General features: G+C 68.7%; 21 protein-coding genes. 17 read left to right on the plus strand and 4 right to left on the minus strand.

Going from position 1 to position 21551, the window contains the following annotated elements:
- Positions 1-86 precede the first annotated feature (86 nt).
- Positions 87-827, minus strand: a complete 741-nt coding sequence (locus BHQ18_RS12750) for an SDR family NAD(P)-dependent oxidoreductase (RefSeq protein ID WP_069413987.1) — start codon at positions 825-827, stop codon at positions 87-89.
- The gene (locus tag BHQ18_RS12755; RefSeq protein ID WP_069413988.1) at positions 824-1588 is read right to left on the minus strand and encodes an SDR family NAD(P)-dependent oxidoreductase; all 765 of its coding nucleotides are present in this window, start codon (positions 1586-1588) and stop codon (positions 824-826) included. Before BHQ18_RS12755 ends, BHQ18_RS12750 begins: the two co-directional genes overlap by 4 nt.
- Before the next feature lie 141 nt (positions 1589-1729).
- On the opposite strand from BHQ18_RS12755, the gene BHQ18_RS12760 reads away from it, so the two are divergent.
- The gene (locus tag BHQ18_RS12760; RefSeq protein WP_069413989.1) at positions 1730-2605 is read left to right on the plus strand and encodes an ArgK/MeaB family GTPase; all 876 of its coding nucleotides are present in this window, start codon (positions 1730-1732) and stop codon (positions 2603-2605) included.
- Between the two features lie 61 nt (positions 2606-2666).
- Here BHQ18_RS12760 and BHQ18_RS12765 read toward each other — a convergent pair whose 3' ends face one another.
- Both BHQ18_RS12765 and BHQ18_RS12770 read right to left on the minus strand, forming a co-directional pair.
- Positions 2667-4280 (minus strand): FAD-dependent oxidoreductase, encoded by a 1614-nt coding sequence (locus tag BHQ18_RS12765; protein WP_069413990.1) that lies wholly within the window; start codon positions 4278-4280, stop codon positions 2667-2669.
- A 26-nt stretch (positions 4281-4306) separates the two neighbouring features.
- Complete coding sequence (locus BHQ18_RS12770; protein WP_069413991.1) at positions 4307-5035, minus strand: IclR family transcriptional regulator domain-containing protein; 729 nt, start codon at positions 5033-5035, stop codon at positions 4307-4309.
- 139 nt (positions 5036-5174) lie between these two features.
- Between BHQ18_RS12770 and BHQ18_RS12775 the strand changes: the two genes are divergently transcribed.
- The 16 genes from BHQ18_RS12775 to BHQ18_RS12850 are packed head-to-tail and all read left to right on the plus strand — an operon-like array spanning position 5175 to position 21550.
- The gene (locus tag BHQ18_RS12775) at positions 5175-6050 is read left to right on the plus strand and encodes an alpha/beta fold hydrolase (protein ID WP_069413992.1); all 876 of its coding nucleotides are present in this window, start codon (positions 5175-5177) and stop codon (positions 6048-6050) included.
- A complete protein-coding gene (locus BHQ18_RS12780; RefSeq protein WP_069413993.1) occupies positions 6043-7731 on the plus strand; it encodes a bifunctional 3-(3-hydroxy-phenyl)propionate/3-hydroxycinnamic acid hydroxylase in 1689 nt (562 codons plus the stop codon). The genes BHQ18_RS12775 and BHQ18_RS12780 overlap by 8 nt, the downstream gene beginning before the upstream one ends.
- Positions 7655-8599, plus strand: a complete 945-nt coding sequence (locus tag BHQ18_RS12785; protein WP_084294048.1) for a 3-carboxyethylcatechol 2,3-dioxygenase — start codon at positions 7655-7657, stop codon at positions 8597-8599. The genes BHQ18_RS12780 and BHQ18_RS12785 overlap by 77 nt, the downstream gene beginning before the upstream one ends.
- Complete coding sequence (locus BHQ18_RS12790; RefSeq protein WP_069413994.1) at positions 8592-10361, plus strand: FAD-binding protein; 1770 nt, start codon at positions 8592-8594, stop codon at positions 10359-10361. The genes BHQ18_RS12785 and BHQ18_RS12790 overlap by 8 nt, the downstream gene beginning before the upstream one ends.
- Positions 10358-11668 (plus strand): LLM class flavin-dependent oxidoreductase, encoded by a 1311-nt coding sequence (locus BHQ18_RS12795; protein WP_069413995.1) that lies wholly within the window; start codon positions 10358-10360, stop codon positions 11666-11668. Before BHQ18_RS12790 ends, BHQ18_RS12795 begins: the two co-directional genes overlap by 4 nt.
- Positions 11669-11674: 6 nt before the next feature.
- Positions 11675-12493: a coniferyl-alcohol dehydrogenase gene (locus BHQ18_RS12800; protein ID WP_069413996.1), complete on the plus strand. Its 819-nt coding sequence runs from the start codon at positions 11675-11677 to the stop codon at positions 12491-12493.
- A 10-nt stretch (positions 12494-12503) separates the two neighbouring features.
- Entirely contained in the window at positions 12504-13499 is a 996-nt protein-coding gene (locus tag BHQ18_RS12805; RefSeq protein WP_069413997.1) for a cyclase family protein, read from the plus strand.
- A gap of 9 nt (positions 13500-13508) precedes the next feature.
- Complete coding sequence (locus tag BHQ18_RS12810) at positions 13509-14093, plus strand: NADPH-dependent FMN reductase (protein WP_069413998.1); 585 nt, start codon at positions 13509-13511, stop codon at positions 14091-14093.
- Positions 14094-14125: 32 nt separating this feature from the next.
- Positions 14126-15004, plus strand: a complete 879-nt coding sequence (locus BHQ18_RS12815) for an alpha/beta fold hydrolase (protein ID WP_069414144.1) — start codon at positions 14126-14128, stop codon at positions 15002-15004.
- Positions 15001-15810 carry an SDR family NAD(P)-dependent oxidoreductase gene (locus BHQ18_RS12820; protein ID WP_069413999.1) on the plus strand — a complete coding sequence of 270 codons (810 nt, stop codon included), beginning with the start codon at positions 15001-15003 and terminating at the stop codon, positions 15808-15810. The genes BHQ18_RS12815 and BHQ18_RS12820 overlap by 4 nt, the downstream gene beginning before the upstream one ends.
- 53 nt (positions 15811-15863) lie before the next feature.
- A complete protein-coding gene (locus BHQ18_RS12825; protein WP_069414145.1) occupies positions 15864-16526 on the plus strand; it encodes a TetR/AcrR family transcriptional regulator in 663 nt (220 codons plus the stop codon).
- Positions 16523-16717: a ferredoxin gene (locus BHQ18_RS12830; protein WP_069414146.1), complete on the plus strand. Its 195-nt coding sequence runs from the start codon at positions 16523-16525 to the stop codon at positions 16715-16717. The genes BHQ18_RS12825 and BHQ18_RS12830 overlap by 4 nt, the downstream gene beginning before the upstream one ends.
- Before the next feature lie 7 nt (positions 16718-16724).
- Complete coding sequence (locus tag BHQ18_RS12835) at positions 16725-17963, plus strand: cytochrome P450 (protein WP_069414000.1); 1239 nt, start codon at positions 16725-16727, stop codon at positions 17961-17963.
- 36 nt (positions 17964-17999) lie between these two features.
- Complete coding sequence (locus BHQ18_RS12840) at positions 18000-19166, plus strand: amidohydrolase family protein (RefSeq protein WP_069414001.1); 1167 nt, start codon at positions 18000-18002, stop codon at positions 19164-19166.
- 59 nt (positions 19167-19225) lie between these two features.
- A complete protein-coding gene (locus BHQ18_RS12845) occupies positions 19226-20407 on the plus strand; it encodes a M24 family metallopeptidase (protein WP_205866094.1) in 1182 nt (393 codons plus the stop codon).
- The gene (locus BHQ18_RS12850) at positions 20408-21550 is read left to right on the plus strand and encodes a M24 family metallopeptidase (RefSeq protein WP_069414003.1); all 1143 of its coding nucleotides are present in this window, start codon (positions 20408-20410) and stop codon (positions 21548-21550) included.
- Position 21551: the final 1 nt, after the last annotated feature.

Consider the following 21551-nt stretch of genomic DNA (forward strand, 5'->3'; position numbering starts at 1 on the left):
GATCGCGAGCGTGCACAAACTGCGGAAAACGCGCGGCGTGTCGTGCGCAGACACGGACGCTCGCCGCAACTGACGCTCGCCGCAACTTAGAAGGTGAGTGACTCGCTGCGCTGGATCGTGCCCGTGACCCCGGCGGCCGTCTGCTGGGCCAGTCGGACCGCCGCGACCGCCATCGCTTCGGGTGGTTCGACCATCTCGGGCGGCACCTGCATACCCGCGCCGCCGGCCTGCCAGCCCTCCGTGAGCACGACGCGCGACGGGCTCAGGCAGTTCACCGCGATGTTGTCGCCGCGCAGGTCGGCGGCCAGGCCGAGATACATCCGCTCGACGGCGGCCTTGGACACCCAGTAGGCGTTCGCGCCGTGGTCGATCATCTCCACGCCGGTCGTGGTGATCGCGATCAGCGACCCGCCGCCGCGAGCCCGTACGTGCGGGATCACCGCCTTCGTCACCAGGAACACGCCGGTGGTGTTGACGTCCAGGCACAGCTGCCAACGCTTGAGCGGCGTCGACTCGATCGGCCCGAGCCACAACACCCCGGCGTTGGCCACCAGGATGTCGATGCCGCCGAACTCCGAAACCGTCGCGGCCACTGCGGATTCGACGGACTCCTCGCTGGTGACATCGCAGGTGACGGGCAACGCCCGACCGCCCGCGGCCGTGATGCCGTCGGCGACCCGGTGAATCGTGCCAGGCACCTTGCCTTCACGCTCGGTACGCGCGGCCACCGCGACGGCCGCGCCCTCGCGCGCCAGGGCAGCCGCGACCGTCGCACCGATGCCGCGGCTGGCCCCGGCGACGAAGGCGACCTTCCCCGACAGACTCACTTCGGCGGGAAGCGTAGGGCTCCGTCGAGGCGGATGATCTCGCCGTTGAGGTAGTCGTTCTCGATGATGCTCTGCGCCAGCTGCGCGTACTCCGTCGCGCGGCCCATCCGCTTGGGGAACGGCACCTGCGGACCCCAGTACTGCTCGAGCTGATCGGCGGCCTGGCCGTAGGCAGGCGTGTTGATGGTTCCCGGAGCGATCGTGACGACGCGGATTCCCAGCGGCGAAAGATCGCGCGCGGCATTGAGGGTCATGCCGATGACCCCGCCTTTGGCGGCGGCGTACGGGAGCTGACCGATCTGGCCCTCATAGCCGGCGATCGACGCGGTGTTGACGATGACGCCGCGGGCACCCTCCTCGAGCGGTTCGGTCTTGGCGATCGCCGCCGCGCTCAACCGCATGATGTTGAACACCGCGGTCAGGTAGTACTTGATCGTCTTCTCGAACGCGTCCAGTCCGAGCGGGGAGCCGTCCTTGCCGACCAGCCGGCCGCCGCCGGCGGGCCCGCCGTGGGTGTCGACCGAGATGCGCAGCGGGCCGAGGGATTCCGCCTCCGCGATCGCGGCCAGCACCGACTCCTCGGAGGTGGCGTCGGTCGAGACGTAGCGGATGCCGAGCTCGTTCTCCAGTTGCCTGCCCTTGTCGTCGGCCAGATCGGCGACGACGACCTTGGCGCCTGCGCCGTGCAACCGTCGCACCGTCGCCTCACCGAGGCCACCGGCACCACCGACCACGATCGCCGAGCTACCTGCGATTTGCATGTGATTCCCCTTCTTGCAACTGTCGCTCTCGGTCTGAGAGAATAACATTCTCCTACGGTTGGAAACAGAGGTGCAGGCATTGGTGTCGGCAAGGTCATCGCTGGCGGTCGTCGCGGTACCGGCTCCGTAGGATTCACGACGATGACTATCGAAGAACTCATCGAGGCGGCGCGCGGCGGCTCGACGCGGGCGACGGGCCGGCTGCTCAGTCTGGCCGAAAGCCCGCGGCGCACCGAGGTTCTCGAGGCGATCGGACCCGTCGACCCGCCTCGCGTGATCGGTGTGACGGGGCCGCCCGGCGCCGGGAAGTCGACGACGGTCGGGGTGCTGGTCGGCGCCTACCGCCAACGCGAGGAACGGGTCGCGGTGTTGGCGGTCGACCCGTCGTCGCCCTACAGTGGGGGAGCGCTGCTGGGCGACCGGATCCGGATGGCCGCCCACATCAACGATCCCGGCGTGCTGATCCGGTCGGTCGCGGCCCGCGGCCACCTCGGCGGTCTGGCCGCCGCGGTGCCCGCGTCGCTACAGGTGCTCGCCGCGCTGTCGTACGGCCTGGTGGTGCTCGAGACGGTCGGTGTCGGGCAGTCCGAGATCGAGATCGCCGCGGTTGCCGACCCGACCATCGTGATCCTCAATCCGGGTGCCGGAGACGCGGTTCAGGCGGCCAAGGCGGGGCTGCTCGAGGTCGCCGACATCGTGGTGGTCAACAAGGCCGACCGCGACGGCGCCGATCAGACGGTGCGCGATCTGCACGCCGAGACCTCGGCGCCGATCCTCAAACTCATTGCGGCACAGGGTGAGGGCATCGACGAGTTGATGGAGGCCATCGCGGCCCACCACCGCTCCGACAGCCCGCAGCGTCGGGCGGCGCGGGCCCGCTCCCAGATCCTGTCCCTGGCCCAGAGCCTGCTGCGCACCCACCCCGAACTGGATCGGCTGGCCGACGCCGTGGCCGAGGGCCGCGACGACGTCTACGCCGCCGCCGAGCGGCTGTTCGGGGTGCCGCTGAACCCCTGACCGCGCCCGGGATAATCCCCGCGAGCAGTCGCAAAGTGCCCCGAAATCGCGCCGCAGCGGGTCACTTTGCGTCTGCTCGCGCGGAAACGGCGAGGCCCGCTCGGTAGCCGAACACCATCGCCGGGCCGATGGTGCCGCCCGCGCCGCCGTAGGCCTTGCCGGTCGCGCCGGCCATCGCGTTGCCCGCGGCGAACAGTCCCGGGATGGCCGAGCCGTTGACGTGCAGCACCCGGCCGTCGGCATCGGTGCGCGGTCCGCCCTTGGTGCCCATCGCGCCGATCGACACCGGGACCGCGTAGTAGGGCGGCGTGTCGATCGGACCGAGGGTGCGGCCCGCGGGGGTGGGCGCCTTGTCGTCGCCCCAGTAGCCGTCGTAGGCGCTCGAACCGCGGCCGAACTCCGGGTCGGTGTCCTGCGCGACGCTGTCGTTCCAGGACTGCAGCGTCCGGGCCAGCCCGTCGGCGTCGATTCCGGTCTTGTCGCCGAGCTCGGCCAGATCCTTCGACGGCGAGAACCATTCCGGCGCAGGGCCGTCCGGGTCGATGCCGAGGAAGCCATACTTCTTGAGGTGCAGCGAGTCGAACACGATCCAGGCCGGATCGTTGGCGTAGCCGTGTCGCGGATCGAGGTAGTGGAACGGGCCGGCCATCGAGTTGTACTCGCCCGCCTCGTTGAGGAACCGCCTACCCGCGCGGTTGACGATGATGCTGCGCGGACGGGTGCGTTCGAGGCGCACGCTGCGGCTGCGGGGACGCCCCTCGAACGTGTCGCCGGGCAGCTGCACGATCGGCACCCACCACGCCTCACCCATGTTGGCCAGATCCGCACCGTGCGCCATCGCCATCCGCAGCCCGTCGCCGGTGTTGTTCGGCGGTGACACCGGCCCGCGCATCGGCCCCCGCAGATAAGCCTCGACCAGCTTGCGGTCCCACTCGAACCCGCCGGTTCCCAGCACCACGCCGCGGCGGGCACGGACATTGAAACTGTTGCCGCCCTGTTCGATTCGCACACCGGTGATACCCAAAGCGTCGGCGTGCAGCTCGACCGCGCGGGCGTTGGTCTGCGGTGCGACGCCGAGGTCCAGCAGACCCTTGAGCAGCCCGGCGATCAGTGCCGTTCCTGCCACGCAGTAGTCCCCGGACTCGTCGTCGACGGACGCGTGGATACGGGCGCGGGTCTCGGCGTCGATGCCGACGTTGCTGAAATCGGCGGGGAACGAGGTGATGCGGTCACGCCATTCGCCGAGGCGGCTCAGATCGAACGGCCTGGCGTTGAGCGAGCGACCGCCGGAGGGGCGACCGCCGGGCAGTTCGGGCTTGTAGTCGGGGAAGCCCTCGGCCACCTCGAAACGCAGCTCGCTGTGCGCCTCAACGTAATCCAGCATCTCCGGGCCGGTGCGCACGAAGGTCTCGACGAGCTCGTCGTCCATGTAGCCCAGCGACTGGGCCCGCAGGTAGCTCATCGCGTCCTCGACGGTCAGTTCACCGTCGGGGGACCGGTCGTGCGCCGGAATCCAGATGATGCCGCCCGACACCGCGGTCGTGCCGCCCACGGTCGCGGCCTTCTCGTAGACCTGCACCGAAGCGCCACCGGTGGCCGCGGTCAAAGCGGCCGTCAGCCCGGCTCCGCCGCTGCCCAGTACGACCACGTCGACGTCGTGATCCCAGTCCGTCACGTGCTGCTCCTCGTTGAACTGACCCTCTAGCTGAGGATCGCGGATAACTCCTCGGCCGCCCTGATGACGGCCTCCCGGCCGTCCCTCACGACGTCCTCGCGGTGGGAGATGAGGTTGATGCAGGTCGGCGGCGCCGGCGGACGCCGACGGACCGGCACCGCGAGACCGTATGTGTTGGGCTCGACCTCACCGTGGGTGATGACCCAGCCCTGCTGTCGGGTCAGCGGCACCAGGTCGCGCTCGCCGGGTCGCGGCGGCATGCTCGCCAGCAGCGCGATGCCCGCCGCGCCGCGCTCCAGCGGATAACGGCTGCCCTCGTGGAAGGACAGTTGGTAGAAGACGTTGGTCGGCACGATCACCGCGATCGCGACCTGTTGATCACCCTCGGCGACCAGCAGGGACACGGTGCTGCCGAGTTCGTCGGCCAGCCCGCGCAGTGTGGCCAGGCTCAGTTGGCGGACGTTGTTGTCGAACGACGCCCCGAGCACCGCGAGCGCCGCCGCCGAGCGGTACCGGCCGTCTTCGCCCTTGGCCACCAGCCGGAACTGCGACAACGTCGACAGCAGTCGGTAGGCGATGGTCCGGTGCACCCCGATCTGGTCGGCGACCTGCTGTGCGGTCAGCCCGGTGCGGGCGGCCGCGACCAGCTGCAGCGCGGCCAGGCCTCGGGCCAGGGTCTGCGAACCCGGCGCACCGCTGACCGGCTCATCCCGGGCAGGGGATTTGCCCACTTGTGCGCTTCGGCCCGGCGGCATGGCGCCCCTTCCTCGACCCTTGACATTCCGCTGCGACGAGAGTGATGCTCTGACTATAGTGCACGTGAGTGTGCGATAAATGAGCAGAACGCTTACAAAATACGAGAATTCGATTCTCGCAGTCAAGAGAGGGCTGAGTGTGTCCGCCGAGTTCGAGAGCGTCTGGAGCGACCTCCAGGGCGTCGCCTTCTCCCAGGGTTACCTCGACGCCGGCGGCGTCCGCACCCGGTACCTGCACGCCGGCGGCACGGATCGGCCCGTGCTGGTCTTCCTGCACGGCTCGGGCGGGCACGCGGAGGCCTACGTCCGCAACCTGGAGTCGCACGCCGAACACTTCTCGGTCTGGTCGATCGACATGCTGGGGCACGGCTACACCGACAAGCCCGGCCATCCCCTCGAGGTGCGCCACTACGTCGACCACCTGATCGCGTTCCTCGACGCCATCGGTGCGCAGCGCGCCCACATCAGCGGTGAGTCGCTCGGCGGATGGGTCGCGGCGCGGGCCGCGGTCGATCACCCCGACCGCCTGAATCGACTGGTGCTCAACACCGCTGGTGGATCACAGGCCGACCCCGAGGTGATGAAGCGGATCATCACGCTGTCGATGGCGGCCGCAGAGAACCCGACCTGGGAGACGGTGCAGGCCAGGATCAAATGGCTGATGGCCGACAAGACCAAGGACTACGACGACATCGTCGCCAGCAGGCAGCGGGTCTACCGTCAACCTGGCTTCGTGTCGGCCATGCGCGACATCATGGCCCTGCAGGACCCCGAGATCCGAGGCCGAAACCTGCTCGGGCCCAACGAGTACGGCGCCATCACCGCACCCACGCTGGTGGTGTGGACCAGCGACGACCCCACCGCCGACGTCGACGAGGGGCGCCGCATCGCCTCGATGATCCCGGGCGCCCGGTTCGAGGTGATGCCCGGCTGCGGCCACTGGCCGCAGTACGAGGACCCCAAGACCTTCAACCGGCTGCACCTGGACTTCCTGCTGGGGCGTACCAGTGAGTGAGCAGGTCGACGTCCTGATCGTCGGCGCCGGGCCGTCCGGGCTGACCCTGGCCAACATCCTTGGCCTGCACAAGGTTCGAACCCTGGTGGTCGAGGAGCGCGACACGCTGATCGACTATCCGCGCGGCGTGGGCCTCGACGACGAGGCGCTGCGCACCTTCCAGTCGATCGGCCTGGTCGACCGGGTGCTCCCGCACACCGTGCCCAATCAGATCCTGCGGTTCTACGACGCCAAGCGCCAGCTGCTGGCCGAGATGGCACCGCCGGACGCGCGGTTCGGCTGGCCCAAGCGCAACGGTTTCGTGCAGCCGATGGTCGACGCCGAACTGTTCGGTGGCCTCGAGCGTTTCGACCATGTCGAGGTCCGGTTCGGGTGCCGGATGGAGACCTGCACCGAGGACGACGACGGTGTCAGCGTGCAGTTCGCGACGGGGCAGGACCCGGTGCGCGCCCGCTACGTCGTCGGCTGCGACGGTGGCCGCAGTGCCACCCGCCGGCTGATGGGCGTGTCGTTCGACGGGACGACGTCGTCGACGCGGTGGCTGGTCGTCGATGTCGCCAACGACCCACTGGGGCACCCGAACAGCGAGGTCGGTGCCGACCCGGCGCGCCCGTACGTGTCGATCTCGATCGCCCACGGCATCCGCCGCTTCGAGTTCATGATTCACCCCGACGAAACCGACGAGCAGGCCGACGATCCCGCGTTCGTGCGCAGGATGCTCGCGACCCGGGTTCCGCATCCCGACCGCGTCGACATGATCCGGCACCGGGTCTACACCCACCATTCGCGGATCGCGGGTTCGTTCCGCAAGGGCCGGCTGCTGCTGGCCGGCGACGCCGCCCACCTGATGCCGGTGTGGCAGGGGCAGGGTTACAACAGCGGCATCCGCGACGCGGCCAACCTCGGATGGAAACTGGCCGCGGTGGTCACCGGTCAGGCCGGCGACGCGCTGCTCGACACCTACGACCTGGAACGGCGCAAGCACGCCCGCGCGATGATCGACCTGTCGACGATGGTGGGCCGGGTCATCTCGCCGACGAACAAGCGGGTGGCGGCGCTGCGCGACCGCGTCATCCACGGCGCGTCGATCGTGCCGTCGCTCAAGCGCTACATCCTGGAGATGCGGTTCAAGCCGATGCCGCGCTACCAACAGGGAGCGGTGTTCCACGGCGAGCCCAGCGCGGCAGCCAACTCACCCACCGGCACCCTGTTCATCCAGCCCCGCGTCGACACCCGCGAACGCCAGAACGTCCTGCTCGACGACGTCCTCGGGCCGGGCTTCGCGGTGCTGTGCTGGAGCAACAACCTGCGAGCGATCCTCGGCGACAAGGCGTTCCGGCGGTGGCAGGAGCTGGGTACCGAGTTCATCGAGGCCCGCCCGATGACGCAGCTGAACTGGCCCGGGCACGACGACCCCGACATCGTCGTGATCGGCGACAAGACCGGCGCGCTGAAGTCGTGGTTCGACGTCTACACCGACTCCGTGCTGTTCCTGCGTCCCGACCGCTGCATCGCCGGGGCCTGCATCGCGCAGCGCGCGCCCGAAGTGAGCGAGTCGCTCTTCGACGTTCTCTGTCTGACCCAGGGAGGAGGCTCCGGTTCTCATGGGCACACTGGCCCTGTGCTGCATGTCGCACAGCCCGCTACTGAATCTTCCGGGACCGTCACCGGAACTCCTTGACGACATCGAGTCGGCGCTCAACGACACCCGCCGATTCGTCGCCGAGTTCGACCCCGAACTGGTGGTGATCTTCTCGCCCGACCACTACAACGGGTTCTTCTACCGGACGATGCCGCCGTTCTGCATCGGCACCGCCGCGCAGGGGGTCGGTGACTACGGCACCCACGCCGGCCCGCTCGACGTGCCCGCCGATATCGCAACCGACTGTGCCCGAGCGGTTCTCGAATCGAGCATCGACATCGCGATCTCGGCGAGTATGGACGTCGACCACGGCACCGTCCAGCCCCTGCAGAAACTGTTCGGTGACGCGACCGCGCGCCCGGTCGTCCCGATCTTCATCAACTCGGTGGCCACCCCGCTCGGGCCGGTACGACGGGTGCGCGCGCTGGGCGCCGCGGTCGGCACCTTTCTCGCCACGCTGGGCCGGCGGGTCCTGATCGTCGGTTCCGGCGGGCTCTCCCACGACCCCCCGGTGCCGACACTGGCCAGCGCACCGCCCGCCGCGCTGGAGCGCATCGTGCACGGGCTGCCGATGAGCACCGAGCAGCGGCAGGCCCGCCAGACCGCGGTGATGGACGCCGCACACGCCTTCGCGCACGGGGAGAGCCCGCTGCAGCCGCTCAACCCCGAGTGGGACGCCGCGTTCCTCGACCTCGTCGACGGCAACCGGCTCGCCGAGGTGGACGCCTGGTCCAACAGCTGGATCGAACAGCAGGCCGGCCACTCGGCGCACGAAATCAGAACCTGGATAGCCGCATTCGCCGGGCTGGCCGCGCACGGGCCCTACCGCACCGAGCAGCGGTTCTACCGGGCGGCACCCGAGTTGATCGCCGGGTTCGCGATCAGGACGGCGGTATTGGATGTCTGAGAAGTTCGACCACACCGTCGACGTGCTCGTCGTCGGCTCCGGTGGCGGCGGCATGACCGCGGCGCTGGCCGCCGACGCGTTCGGCCTCGACGCGCTGGTCGTCGAGAAGGCCGCCCACTTCGGTGGTTCCACGGCCCTGTCCGGCGGCGGCATCTGGGTTCCTGGCGCACCCGCGCAGCGCAAGGCGGGCTACGTCCCCGACCCCGACGGCGTCGTGGAGTACCTGCGTCAGATCACCGGCGGACTGGTCAGCGAGGCACGCCTGCGCACCTACGTCGACGCCGCACCGGAGATGATGGAGTTCCTCGAGCGGCTCAGCCCGTGGTTCGAGTTCGTCTGGAAACCCGGCTACGCCGACTACTACCCGGAACTGCCCGGCGGCTCCGAACTCGGCAGCACCATCAACGTGCCCGCCATCGACCTGCGCAAGCTCGGCGACGAAGAACAGCACCTGCTGCAGCCGCTGGCCCTGGCGCCCAAGGGAATCTGGTTCGCCCCGAAGGATCTGCGGCTGTTCTACCAGGTGCGACAGAACTGGCGTGGTAAGGCCGTGCTGCTCAAGCTGATCTGGCGGATGGTGCGCGCCCGGGTGTTCGGCGACCGGATGGCCGCCATCGGGCAGTCGCTGGCCGCGCGGATGCGGCTGGCCCTCAAACAGCAGAACGTGCCGCTGTGGCTGAGCTCGCCGATGACCGAACTGATCACCGACGTCGACGGGAAGGTGGTCGGCGCGGTGGTCGAACGCGACGGGCACCAGCAGCGCATCGGTGCCCGGCACGGCGTGATCCTGGCCTCCGGCGGCTTCGACCACGACATGGAGTGGCGCCGCCAGCACCTGCCGCTGCTCGAAAAGGACTGGAGCTTCGGCAATCCGGCGTCGATGGGGGACGGGATCCGGGCGGGGGAGAAGGTCGGCGGTTCGACCGACCTGCTCGACGAGGCGTGGTGGTTCCCCGCGATCTGCTGGCCCGACGGGCGTCTGCAGTTCATGCTCAACGAACGGATGATGCCGTCGCAGTTCGTCGTCAACGGCGAGGGTAAGCGCTTCATCAACGAGGCCGCGCCCTACATGGATTTCGCCCACGCGATGATCGAGGGCCACAACTCCGGGGTCACCCACATCCCGTGTTGGCTGATCACCGACATCCGCTCGTTCCACCGCTACGTGGTCGCCGGGCATCTGCCGATCCCCAAGATCCCGTTCGCGCCGGTGCCCACCGGGTGGAAAGTGCCCAAGGCGTGGCTGGAGTCCGGAGTTGTGCACGAGGGCAACAGCTTCGAGGAGCTGGCGACCAAGATCGGGGTGCCGCCCGGCCAGTTACGCGCGACCGCCGACCGGTTCAACGCGCTGGCGCGCACCGGCCACGACGACGATTTCAACCGCGGCGACTCGGCCTACGACAACTACTACGGCGACCCGACGCTGCCCAACCCGAACCTGCATCCGCTGGGCAAGCCGCCCTACTACGCGTTCCAGATCATCCTCGGGGACCTCGGCACGTCCGGGGGGCTGCGCACCGACGAGCACGCCAGGGTGCTGCGCGCCGACGACACGGCCGTCGACGGCCTCTATGCGGTGGGCAACGCGTCAGCGGCGGTGATGGGCCGCAGCTACGCCGGCGCAGGTGCGACCATCGGTCCCGCAATGACTTTCGGCTATGTCGCCGCCAAGCACATCGCCGAGCAACTGTCCGGTTCTGTGGGTCAGGCCGGCACCAGAACCGATACGGCATCCGATACACACCGGAAGGTAACGAAATGAAGATCTCGCTGTTCTACGAGTTTCCGCTGCCGAGGCCGTGGAGCGACGACGACGAGCATCAGCTGTTCCAGCACGGGCTCGACGAAGTGGAACTCGCCGACAAGGCGGGCTTCTCCACGGTGTGGCTGACCGAACACCACTTCCTCGAGGAGTACTGCCACTCCACCGCACCCGAGATGTTCCTGGCGGCCGCCAGCCAGCGCACCAAGAACATCCGGCTCGGTTTCGGCGTCATGCATCTGCCTCCGCCGATCAACCACCCGGCGCGCATCGCCGAGCGGGTGTCCACACTGGACCACCTGTCCAACGGGCGAGTCGAATTCGGCACCGGCGAGGGTTCCTCGGTCGCCGAGCTGGGTGGGTTCAACATCGACCCGGCCGACAAGCGGACGATGTGGGAAGAGGCGCTCGAGGTCACGATCCGGTGCATGACCGAGACACCGTTCACCGGCTTCAAGGGCGAGCACGTCGAGATGCCGGCCCGCAACGTGATTCCCAAGCCGCTGCAGACCCCGCACCCGCCGGTCTGGGTCGCCTGCACCCGGCCGTCGTCGGTGCAGATGGCCGCGCAGAAGGCGATCGGGGCGCTGAGCTTCGCCTACACCGGCCCCGAGGCGCTCAAGGAGCGGGTCGACGGCTACTACAAGGAGTTCGAGGAGAAGGGCGCACCGGTCACCCCGGAGATCAACCCGAACCTGCTGGCCATCGGCGGCGACCTGTCGATGATGGTGGCCAAGACCGACGAGGAGGCGCTCAAGCGGCTCGGAATCGGCGGCGGCTTCTTCTCGTTCGGGATCATGCACTACTACATGACCGGCATGCACACCCCCGGCCGCACCGGGGTGTGGGAACTCTACGAGCAGGCCGTCAAAGAGGACCCGACGCTGGCGTACGGCCCCGGCCGCGGTGCGATCGGCTCACCGGACACTGTTCGGGAGTTCCTGCGCGGCTACGAGGCCAGCGGGGTCGACGAGATCATCCTGCTGCTCAACCCGCGCAGCCACGAAGGCACGATGGAGTCGATCGAGATCATGGGTCGCGACATCCTGCCCGAGTTCATCGAGCGCGACGAGAAGGCGCGGGCCGACAAGGCCAAGCGCCTCGAGCCGGTCATCGAGAAGGTCGAGTCGCGTCGGGAGGCCTCCGAGGCACCGATCTTCGACGAGACCTACAGCTTCGGTGGTCTGCCGACCGGCCGCGGCGGCAAGTTCACCGCCGGCGAGATCCCCGAGGCGATGGCCGAGATCAACGAGGGCCGCGTGAAGGCAGCGCAGGCGGAGAAGGCGGCGCGCGAGCAGGCGGGCTGACGGCCGGTGAGCCAGACCGGCGAACTGTGGCGGTATGACGGGCGCCGCGTCGTCATCACCGGATGCGCCTCGGGAATCGGCGCGCACGTCGCGCGGCAGGTCGCCGACCTCGGCGCCGAGGTGATCGGCTGCGATCTCGCGGCGCCCGCGGACGCGGTCGGCGAGTTCGTCGCACTCGACCTGTCCGATGCCGAGTCGATCGACCGGGCGGCCGGCCAGATCGACGGCCCCGTCGACGCGCTGTTCAACATCGCCGGTGTGTCGTCGGGCATCAAGGACCCGCTGCGCGTGGTGCGGATCAACTTTCTCGGCACCCGGCGCTTCACCGAGGCGCTGGTGCCGAAGATGCCCGCCGGGTCGGCGATCGCCAACGTGTCCTCGCTGGCGGCCTCGGCCTATCGCGAGAACGCCGCGGTCACCGCCGGCCTGGTCGACACGGATTCGATCGAGGCCGGGATCGACTGGTGCAAGGCCAATCCCGACGCGCTTGCCGACGGCGGCGGCTACCGGCTGTCCAAGGAAGCGATCATCCTCTACGGGATGGCTCACGTCGCGGCGCTGGGCGCCAAGGGGATCCGGATCAACTGCACCGCCCCCGGGGTGACCGACACACCGATCCTCGACCAGTTGCGCAGCGCATACGGCCCGGAGTTCCTGGACTCCTTCCGCAACCCGCTGGGCCGCGCCGCCCAACCGCACGAGCAGGCCGCCGTGTTGACCTTCCTGAACAGTCCGGCGGCCAGTTACCTGACCGGACAGGTGATCTGGGTGGACGGCGGGACTGTCGGCGAGACGGATCTCACGGGCTCGGTGACACGACGATGAGAGGCGAATCATGGCCAGCATGAGCGAGTTCCGGCGCGTCGCCGACGAGGTGCGCAACTGGGGCCGCTGGGGTGACGACGACGAACTCGGCACCCTGAACTTCATCACCCCGGAGAAGGTCGCCGAGGCCGCGTCGCTGGTGAAGAGGGGCGCGGTGATCCCGCTCGGCGGTGACTTCAGCGCGGGCGGACCGCAGGGCGCGTTCAAGTTCCGCCAGAACCCCACCCACGTGATGACCGTCGACGGCGGTGACGCCTCGACGCTGGTGCAGTACGGCCCCGAATGGCTGCGCAACGCGGTGGCCGGCGACGTCAGCGCGTTCTTCGCCGACAACCCGTTCCGGTTCAACGACGACATGGTCGTGATGCCGCTGCAGGCCGCCACGCAGTGGGACGCGATCTCGCACGTCTACTACGAGGACAAGCTCTACAACGGTTTCCCCGCCGACTCGGTGACCAGTTTCGGTGCCTTCCACCTCGGGATCGAGAAGGTCGACGTCAAGGGCATCACGTCGCGGGGTGTGCTGCTCGACGTGGTCAAGCACCGCGGTGCCGAGGTGTTCCTCGAACCCGGAAACCCGGTCACCCCGGCCGAACTCGACGACATCGCCCGCGCGCAGGGCGTCGCGATCGCCGCCGGCGACATCGTCGTCGTGCACACCGGGTGGTGGACGCGGTTCCTGTCCACCGGCGACGGCGCCGAACCGGGCTCCGGGCTCGACTGGACCTGCGCGTCGTGGCTGCACGACCACGACGTCGCAGCGGTGGCCGCCGACAACCTGATGGTCGAGGATCCCGACCCCGCCAACGGCGTCGAGGGCACGTTCCTGCCGATGCACATGATCTGCCTGCGCGACATGGGGTTGATGTTCGGCGAGTACTGGGACCTGGGTGCCCTGGCCGCCGACTGCGCGGCCGACGGTGTGTACGAGTTCCAGCTGATCGCCCCGCCGCTGAAAGTCGTTGGCGCGGTGGGGGCACCGGTCAGCCCGATAGCGATCAAGTAGGTGACAGCGATGACTTCCACTACGGGCGGCGCGCCGTTCGTCGTCGGACTGGGTGGCACCCTGCGGGCCAACTCGTCGACCGAACGCGCGCTGCGCTACTGCCTGGCGTCGGTGGAACGGCAGGGCGGACGCACCCGGCTGTTCGCGGGGCCCGATCTGGACCTGCCGATGTATGCCCCGCATTCGCTCGAGCGCACCCCTCAGGCCCTCGAACTGGTCGGGGCGCTGCGCGACGCCGATGCGGTGGTGGTCGGGTCGCCGGGCTACCACGGGGCGATCTCCGGTTTGGTGAAGAACGCGCTCGACTACATCGAGGACCTGCGCGAGGACCCCCGGGTCTACCTCGACAACACGCCGTGGGGCTGCGTCAGCTGTGCCTACGGTTGGCAGGCGGCGGTCGGCACACTCGGGCAGCTGCGGTCGATCGGGCACGCCCTGCGCGCGTGGCCGACACCGCTGGGGGTGGCGATCAACTCCGCCGACCAGATCTGGGATGACGCAGGCGAACTGACCGACCCGACGATCCGCGATCAGCTGGACATGCTCGCCGCCCAGGTGTTGACGTTCGCCAGGGTCCCGCGGGAGAGCGCGTGACCGTGACGCCCTCCGGCGCGAGCAGACGCAAAATGTCCTCATCCGGGCCAATTTCCGGTCACTTTGCGTCTGCTCGCGCAGAAAAAAGGACCATCCTCGTCGACGGGTTGACCACCGGGTATCTCGAGGCGGGTGAGGGTGACCCGGTCGTGCTGCTGCACGGCGGCGAGTTCGGTGCGAGCGCCGAGATCGGCTGGGAGAGAAACATCGACGCGCTGGCCGAGCACCACCGGGTGCTGGCGCTCGACATGCTCGGATTCGGCGAGTCGGCCAAAGTCATCGACTTCACCGACGGTCGCGGCATGCGGATCCGCCACATCGCCCGGTTCTGCGAAGCGCTCGGTATCGACTCCGCACACTTCGTCGGTAACTCGATGGGCGCGGTGAACCTGTTCGTCGACATCACGTCGGACGCGCCGCTGCTTCCGGTGCGCAGCCTGGTGACGATCTGCGGCGGCGGGGACATCCAGCGCAACGAACACTCCGCGGCGCTCTACGACTACGACGCCACGCTCGACGGCATGCGCCGCATCGTGCAGGCGCTGTTCTACGACCCGTCCTACCCAACCGACGAGGCATACGTGCAGCGGAGGTATGAGGCCAGCATCGCGCCGGGAGCATGGGAGGCGTTGGCGGCGGCCCGCTTTCGCCGCCCCGGCCTGGACGCGCCGCCACTGCCGTCCAGCCGGCGCGCGTATGACCGGATCGACGTGCCGACACTGGTCGTCGAGGGCGGAGGCGACAAGCTGCTGCCCCCCGGGTGGGCGGCCGAGATCGCCGGCCAGATCCGCGGCGGACGGTCGGCGGTGATCGACGCGGCCGGTCACTGCCCGCAAATCGAACAACCCGACGCGGTCAACGAACTGCTACTCGGCTTCTGGGCCGAGCTTGATGAAGGAGCGACGACATGACCGGCGAACTCGAGGGCAAGGTCGCGGTGATCACCGGCGGCGCATCGGGTTTGGGTGAGGGCCTGGTGCGACGGTTCGTCGCCGAGGGCGCGCGCGTCGTGGTCGGCGACATCGACGGCGATGCCGGCGCGCGACTGGCCGCCGAACTCGGCGAGCGCATCCGGTTCCTCGAATCCGACGTCGCCGACGTCGCGCAGGTGACCCGCCTGGTGACCACCGCGGTCGAGGATTTCGGGGGCCTGCACGTGATGGTCAACAACGCGGGCGTGTCAGGAAAGATGTTCGGCAAGTTCCTCGACGACGACCTCGCCGACTTCCACCAGGTGATGGCGGTCAACGTGCTGGCCGTGATGGCCGGTACCCGCGACGCCGCGCGGCACATGTCCGGCAACGGCGGCGGGTCGATCATCAACCTCACCTCGATCGGCGGCATCCAGGCCGGCGGCGGTGTCATGACCTACCGCGCGTCGAAGGCCGCGGTCATCCAGTTCACCAAGTCCGCCGCGATCGATCTCGCGCACTACGAGGTACGGGTCAACGCGATCGCGCCGGGCAACATCCGCACCGCGATCGTGCGCAAATCCGCGGTCGGCGAGGACCTGCAGCGCCTCGAGGAGTTCGAGGCCAAGATCCGCGAGCAGATGCGCAACGACCGTCCGTTGAAGCGGGAGGGCACCGTCGACGACGTCGCCGAGGCCGCGCTGTACTTCGCCGGCGACCGCTCCCGGTACGTCACCGGCACGGTGTTGCCGATCGACGGTGGGACCACTGCGGGCAAGGTCATCGTGCGTAAACCGAAGCCGTGACGACTTTAAATCAGTCACTTGACTTAACCCTTCGGTCGCGGTTGACTGTGACCGTGACCACCGCTGCCAGAAGTGTGCGTACCGAGAGAGCCAGCATCACGCGGGAGGCGATCCTGGCCGCCGCCGAACGGCTGTTCGCCGAACACGGCGTCTACGCGGTGTCGAACCGTCAGGTCAGTGAGGCCGCGGGGCAGGGCAACAACGCCGCGGTCGGCTACCACTTCGGCACCAAGACCGACCTCGTGCGGGCCATCGAGCAGAAGCACCGCGGCTCGATCGAAGGCCTGCTCGAGCGCATGGTCGCCGCCACCGGTGACTCCGCGCGGCTGCGCGACTGGATCGCCTGCATGGTGTGCTCGCTGACCGAACACCTGGATCAACTCGGCAACCCCACCTGGTACGCGCGGTTCGCCGCGCAGGCGCTGGCCGACCCCGCCTACCAGAAGATCGTGGTCAAGGACGCGTTGGCCTCACCGTCGCTGCAGCGCGTGGTCGACGGCATCACCCGCTGCCTGCCCGACCTGCCGATGGCCGTGGTCACCGAGCGAAACATCATGGTGCGCAACTTGATGATGCACACCTGTGCGGATTTCGAACGCGCCTTCGCCGAGGGTGCCGACATGCCCAGGACGACGTGGAGTTCGGTGGCCTCCGGGCTGATCGACGCCATCGTCGGCCTGTGGGAAGCGCCGATCACGGAGGCGCCCGCGCGATGAAAGTGACTGTGGATCAGGACAAGTGCGTGTCGTCGGGCCAGTGTGTGCTCAACGCCGGCGACCTGTTCGACCAACGCGACGACGACGGTGTCGTCGTCCTGCTCGACGACAGCCCGGGCGAGGACCGGGCCGAGGACGCCCGCAAAGCGGCCGCGGCCTGCCCCGCACTCGCCATTCACATCGAGGAATGAGAGCTCAATGTCTGACACCCTGACCGGTACCCCCGACGTCTCCGCGGAGATCCCCGAGTACCCGATGGAGCGCGACGCGCGCTGTCCGTTCGCCCCGCCGCCGCAGATGCTGAGGATGGGCGAGGTCAAACCGCTGTCGCGCGTGCGCATCTGGAACGGCACCACACCGTGGCTGGTCACCGGACACGCCGTCGCGCGCGAGCTGTTCGCCGACGCCCGCGTGAGCGTCGACGACCGGATCGAGGGCTTCCCGCACTGGAACGAGCACATGCTCTCCACGGTCTACAAACGCCCGCGCTCGGTGTTCACCTCAGATGCCGAGGAGCACACCCGGTTCCGCCGGATGCTGTCCAAGCCGTTCACCTTCAAGCGGGTCGAGGGCCTGCGCTCCGCCATCCAGCAGGTGACCGACGAGTGCATCGACACGATCCTGGCCGGCCCGCAGCCCGCCGACATCGTCGCCCAACTGGCGCTGCCGGTGCCCACCCGGGTGATCAGCGAGATGCTCGGCGTCCCATACGAGGACCACGAGTTCTTCCAGCACCACGCGAACGTCGGCCTGGCCCGCTACGCCTCGGCCGAGGACGGCCAGAAGGGCGCGATGAGCCTGGCGAAGTACCTCAGCGACCTCGTCAGGGCCAAGATGGAGAACCCGTCGGAGGACGCGGTCTCCGACCTCGCCGAGCGGGTGAACGCCGGGGAGATCAGCGTCAAGGAGGCCGCGCAGCTGGGCACCGGTTTGCTCATCGCCGGCCACGAGACCACCGCCAACATGATCGGCATCGGCGTGCTGGCGCTGCTGGAGAACCCCGAACAGGCGGCGCAGCTGCGGGATTCGGATGATCCGAAGTTCATCGCGAACGCGGTCGAGGAGCTGATGCGCTACCTGTCCATCATCCAGAACGGGCAGCGCCGCGTTGCGATCGAGGACATCGAGATCGCCGGTGAGACGATCCGCGCCGGCGAGGGCATCATCCTCGACCTGGCCCCGGCGAACTGGGACGCCGCGGCCTACCCCGAACCCGACAAGCTCGACCTCAGCCGCGACGCCGGCCAGCAGCTGGGCTTCGGCTACGGCCGGCACCAGTGCGTCGGCCAGCAGTTGGCCCGCGCCGAACTGCAGATCGTGTTCCACACGCTGCTGCGCCGCATCCCGACGCTGCAGCTGGCCATCCCGTTCGAGGACGTGCCGTTCAAACACGACCGCCTCGCCTACGGCGTCTACGAACTTCCGGTGACCTGGTAGTCAGGTCCGTTCCTCAGCCCGATTGGAGTGTCAACGATGTCAGCACCAATTACGACCCTGTATCCGCCCGAGGGTTTCGGCGCCCCCAAACACCGCAAGGGCCACGCCACCGGTGATTTCGGGCTGCCCGCCGGAACCGAGATCTTCTCGGCGGACAACCACATCTCGGTCGCCGACGACATCTTCTACGACCGCTTCCCCGAGGAGCTCAAGGGCGCCGCGCCGCGCATCTGGTACGAGGACGGCGCCTACATGGTGGGCATGAAGGGCAAGGCCTGGACCGGCGGCGACTTCGGCCGGGTGCTGATGCAGTACGACGACCTCGCCGGTGCGGCGTCGAACAACATCGAGGCCCGCGTGCGTGAACTCAAAGAGGACGGCATCGACAAGGAGCTGGCGTTCCCCAACGCCGTGCTGGCGCTGTTCCACTACCCGGACAAGTCGTTGCGCGAGCGGGTGTTCCGCATCTACAACGAGCACATCGCCGACCTGCAGGAGCGCAGCAACGGCCACTTCTACGGCGTCGGTCTGATCAACTGGTGGGACCCCAAAGGCACCAGGAGCACGCTGGAGGAGCTGAAGGCGCTGGGCCTGAAGACGTTCCTGCTGCCGCTGAACCCCGGCAAGGACGACGACGGCAACATCTACGACTACGGCAGCACCGACATGGACGCGGTCTGGGACGAGATCGAAGCCGCCGGGCTGCCGGTCAGCCACCACATCGGCGAGACGCCGCCCAAGACGCCGTGCCAGCACAACAGCGTCGTGGTCGGCATGATGGTCAACGTCGACTCGTTCCGCGAACAGTTCGCCAAGTACGTGTTCTCCGGCATCCTCGACCGCCACCCGAACCTCAAGATCGGCTGGTTCGAAGGCGGGATCGCCTGGGTGCCAACGGCGTTGCAGGACGCCGAGCACATGCTGGCGTCGTACCGGCACATGTTCAACCACCAGCTCGAGCACCCGGTGCGGCATTACTGGGGCAACCACATGAGCGCGTCGTTCATGGTGGACCCGCTGGGCCTGCAGCTCATCGACAAGATCGGCGTCGACAACGTGATGTGGTCGTCGGACTACCCGCACAACGAGTCGACGTTCGGCTACTCGGAGAAGTCGCTGAAAACCGTCGTCGACGCGGTTGGGCCGGAGAACGCCGTGAAGATCGTGTCCACCAACATCAAGAACTTCCTGGGGGTCTCGTGACCACGTTTGCACCTCAGTCGACGTCGTTCGACATCCCCGAGTTGCCCGACCGGGCCCGGATGTACCGCGAATGCGGTGCCCGGCTGCGGGATTCGATGCGGAACAAGGGTGTCGACGCGCTGGTTCTGCTCGGCAACGGCAACGTCGTATACGCGACCGGCGTCAGCTGGCCGCTGCTCGACGCGGGCCTGTCGCACGTGGAACGTCCGGTGGCGATCGTGCTCGCCGACGATCCGCACCCGCACCTGTTCATGCCGCTGCGCGAGGGCTCGGCCGCGCAGAGCGAGGTGCCCGAGGACCACGTGCACGGCCCGCTCTACCTCGAATTCGACGAGGGCGTACAGGTGTTCGCGAAGGTACTGGCCGACCTGGTGCCGGCGGGCGGCACGGTCGCCGTCGACGAGCTGACCGGCGCGATGCGTCGCGCGTCGAGCACGCTGTTCCCGGCCGGCCCGCCGTCGGACGCCGCGCAGGTGGTCGGCCCGGCCAAGCTGGTCAAGACCCCCGACCAGGTCTCGTGTGTGCGCAACGCCTGCCGCATCACCGAAGAAGCCATGGTGGATGTGCAGAAGGCGCTGGCACCGGGAGTGCGCCAGGTCGATCTGTCCGCGGCGTTCGTGCGGCGCGCGTTCGAACTCGGCGCGACGGCCAACATGCTCGAGGCCATCTGGCAGGTGATGCCGACCACCAGGACCAGCGGCTCGGTGTGGACCACCACCGGTGACCTGGCGCTGCCGCTGCTGACCACCGAGCGTGAACTCGAGCGCGGCGACGTGCTGTGGACCGACGTCAGCATCACCTACACCGGGTACTGCTCGGACTTCGGCCGCACCTGGCTGGTCGGCGAGCAGCCGTCCGAGCGCCAGCAGGCCCAGTTCGACAAGTGGCGTGAGATCCTGTCCGCCGTGCTGGCGGTGACCAAGGCCGGCGCGACGTCGGGCGACCTGGCGCGCGCGGCGATCGCGGCCAACGGCGGCACCAAACCGTGGCTGCCGCACTTCTACCTCGGCCACGGCATCGGCACCAACGCCGCCGAGATGCCGATGATCGGAACCGATCTCGGCGAGGAGTTCGACGACAACTTCGTGTTCCCCGCCGGCATGCTGCTGGTGCTCGAACCCGTCGTGTGGGAGGACGGCACGGGTGGTTACCGCAGCGAGGAGATCGTGGTGATCACCGACGACGGTTACCGCTCGATCACCGACTACCCCTACGCGCCCTACGGACAGGATCGGATCTGAATGGCACTCGAGATTCTGCCTGACGCAGCGGATCTGCGTCGGGGACGCCGCGAGCGGGCACTGGCCCAGATGGCCGACCGCGACATCGACATCCTGGTGTTGGGCCGGCAGGCCAACGTGCGCTATGTCACCGGCGCACCGCAGCTGTGGGTCGCGGGCACGCGGCCGTTCGGTCCGATCTGCGAGGTGGTCCGCTCGACCGGGGAGATCCACCTCAACAGCACGTGGGACGAGGGCATCCCCGACGAGATCCCCCACGACCACCTCTACGGCCTGGCGTGGAACCCGATGACCCTGGTCGAGGTGCTCAAGGCGCTGCCGGGCGCGGCCACGGTCAAGCGGGTCGGAACCGATTCGCTGACACCGACTTTCGCGCAGCTGCTGCCGATGGCGTTCCCCAACGCTGAACTCGTCGACGCCGAACCCGCGCTGCGGGCCGCGCGGCGGATCAAGACCGCCGAGGAGATCGCGGTGCTGCGCGGCGCGCTGTCGGTGGCCGAGACCGCGCTCGACGCGGCCCGTGCCGAACTGGCGCCCGGCGTCACCGAACGGTCGCTGCTCGGTGCGCTGATGGAGGCGATGGCCGCCGGTGGCGTCACCACCCCGGCCACCCAGGACGGCGCGTGGGTGACCAGCAAGGAGCATCCGTGGCGGCGGGCCCGCAGCGACGGCCGCGTCGAAGAGGGTGACCTCGTGGCGTTCTCCGCCGGCGCACTGGCCGACGGGTATGTCGGCGAGGTCGGCCGCACCTGGCCGGTCGGCGAGGTCGGCGGCACCGCGATACCGGAGGTCTACGACCGCTGGAACCGACTGTGGGACAAGCTGTTGGCTGCGTGCCGTCCCGGCAACCGCGCCAGTGACCTGCTGGCCGCCTACGAAGCGGTGGGCGAACCGCTGCCGGCGATGCCCGTCGCGCACGGGCTCGGGCTGGGCTACGACTCGCCTGTGGTCACGCCTGCGCTGCGCGCGACGGTGGCCGACGAGGTGCTCGAGCCCGGCATGGTGCTCGCGGTCAGCGGCTACGTCTGGCAGCAGGGTGTCGGCGCGGTGTTCAGCCGGGAGGCGGTGCACATCACCGCCGACGGCGCCGACGTGCTGACCTCCAGCCCGTTCTACAGTGGTGCGAGCGTCGGAATCGGTTGAG

It is taken from the genome of Mycolicibacterium flavescens (assembly GCF_001722335.1).
In the GTDB taxonomy this organism is placed as follows: Bacteria; Actinomycetota; Actinomycetes; order Mycobacteriales; family Mycobacteriaceae; genus Mycobacterium; species Mycobacterium flavescens.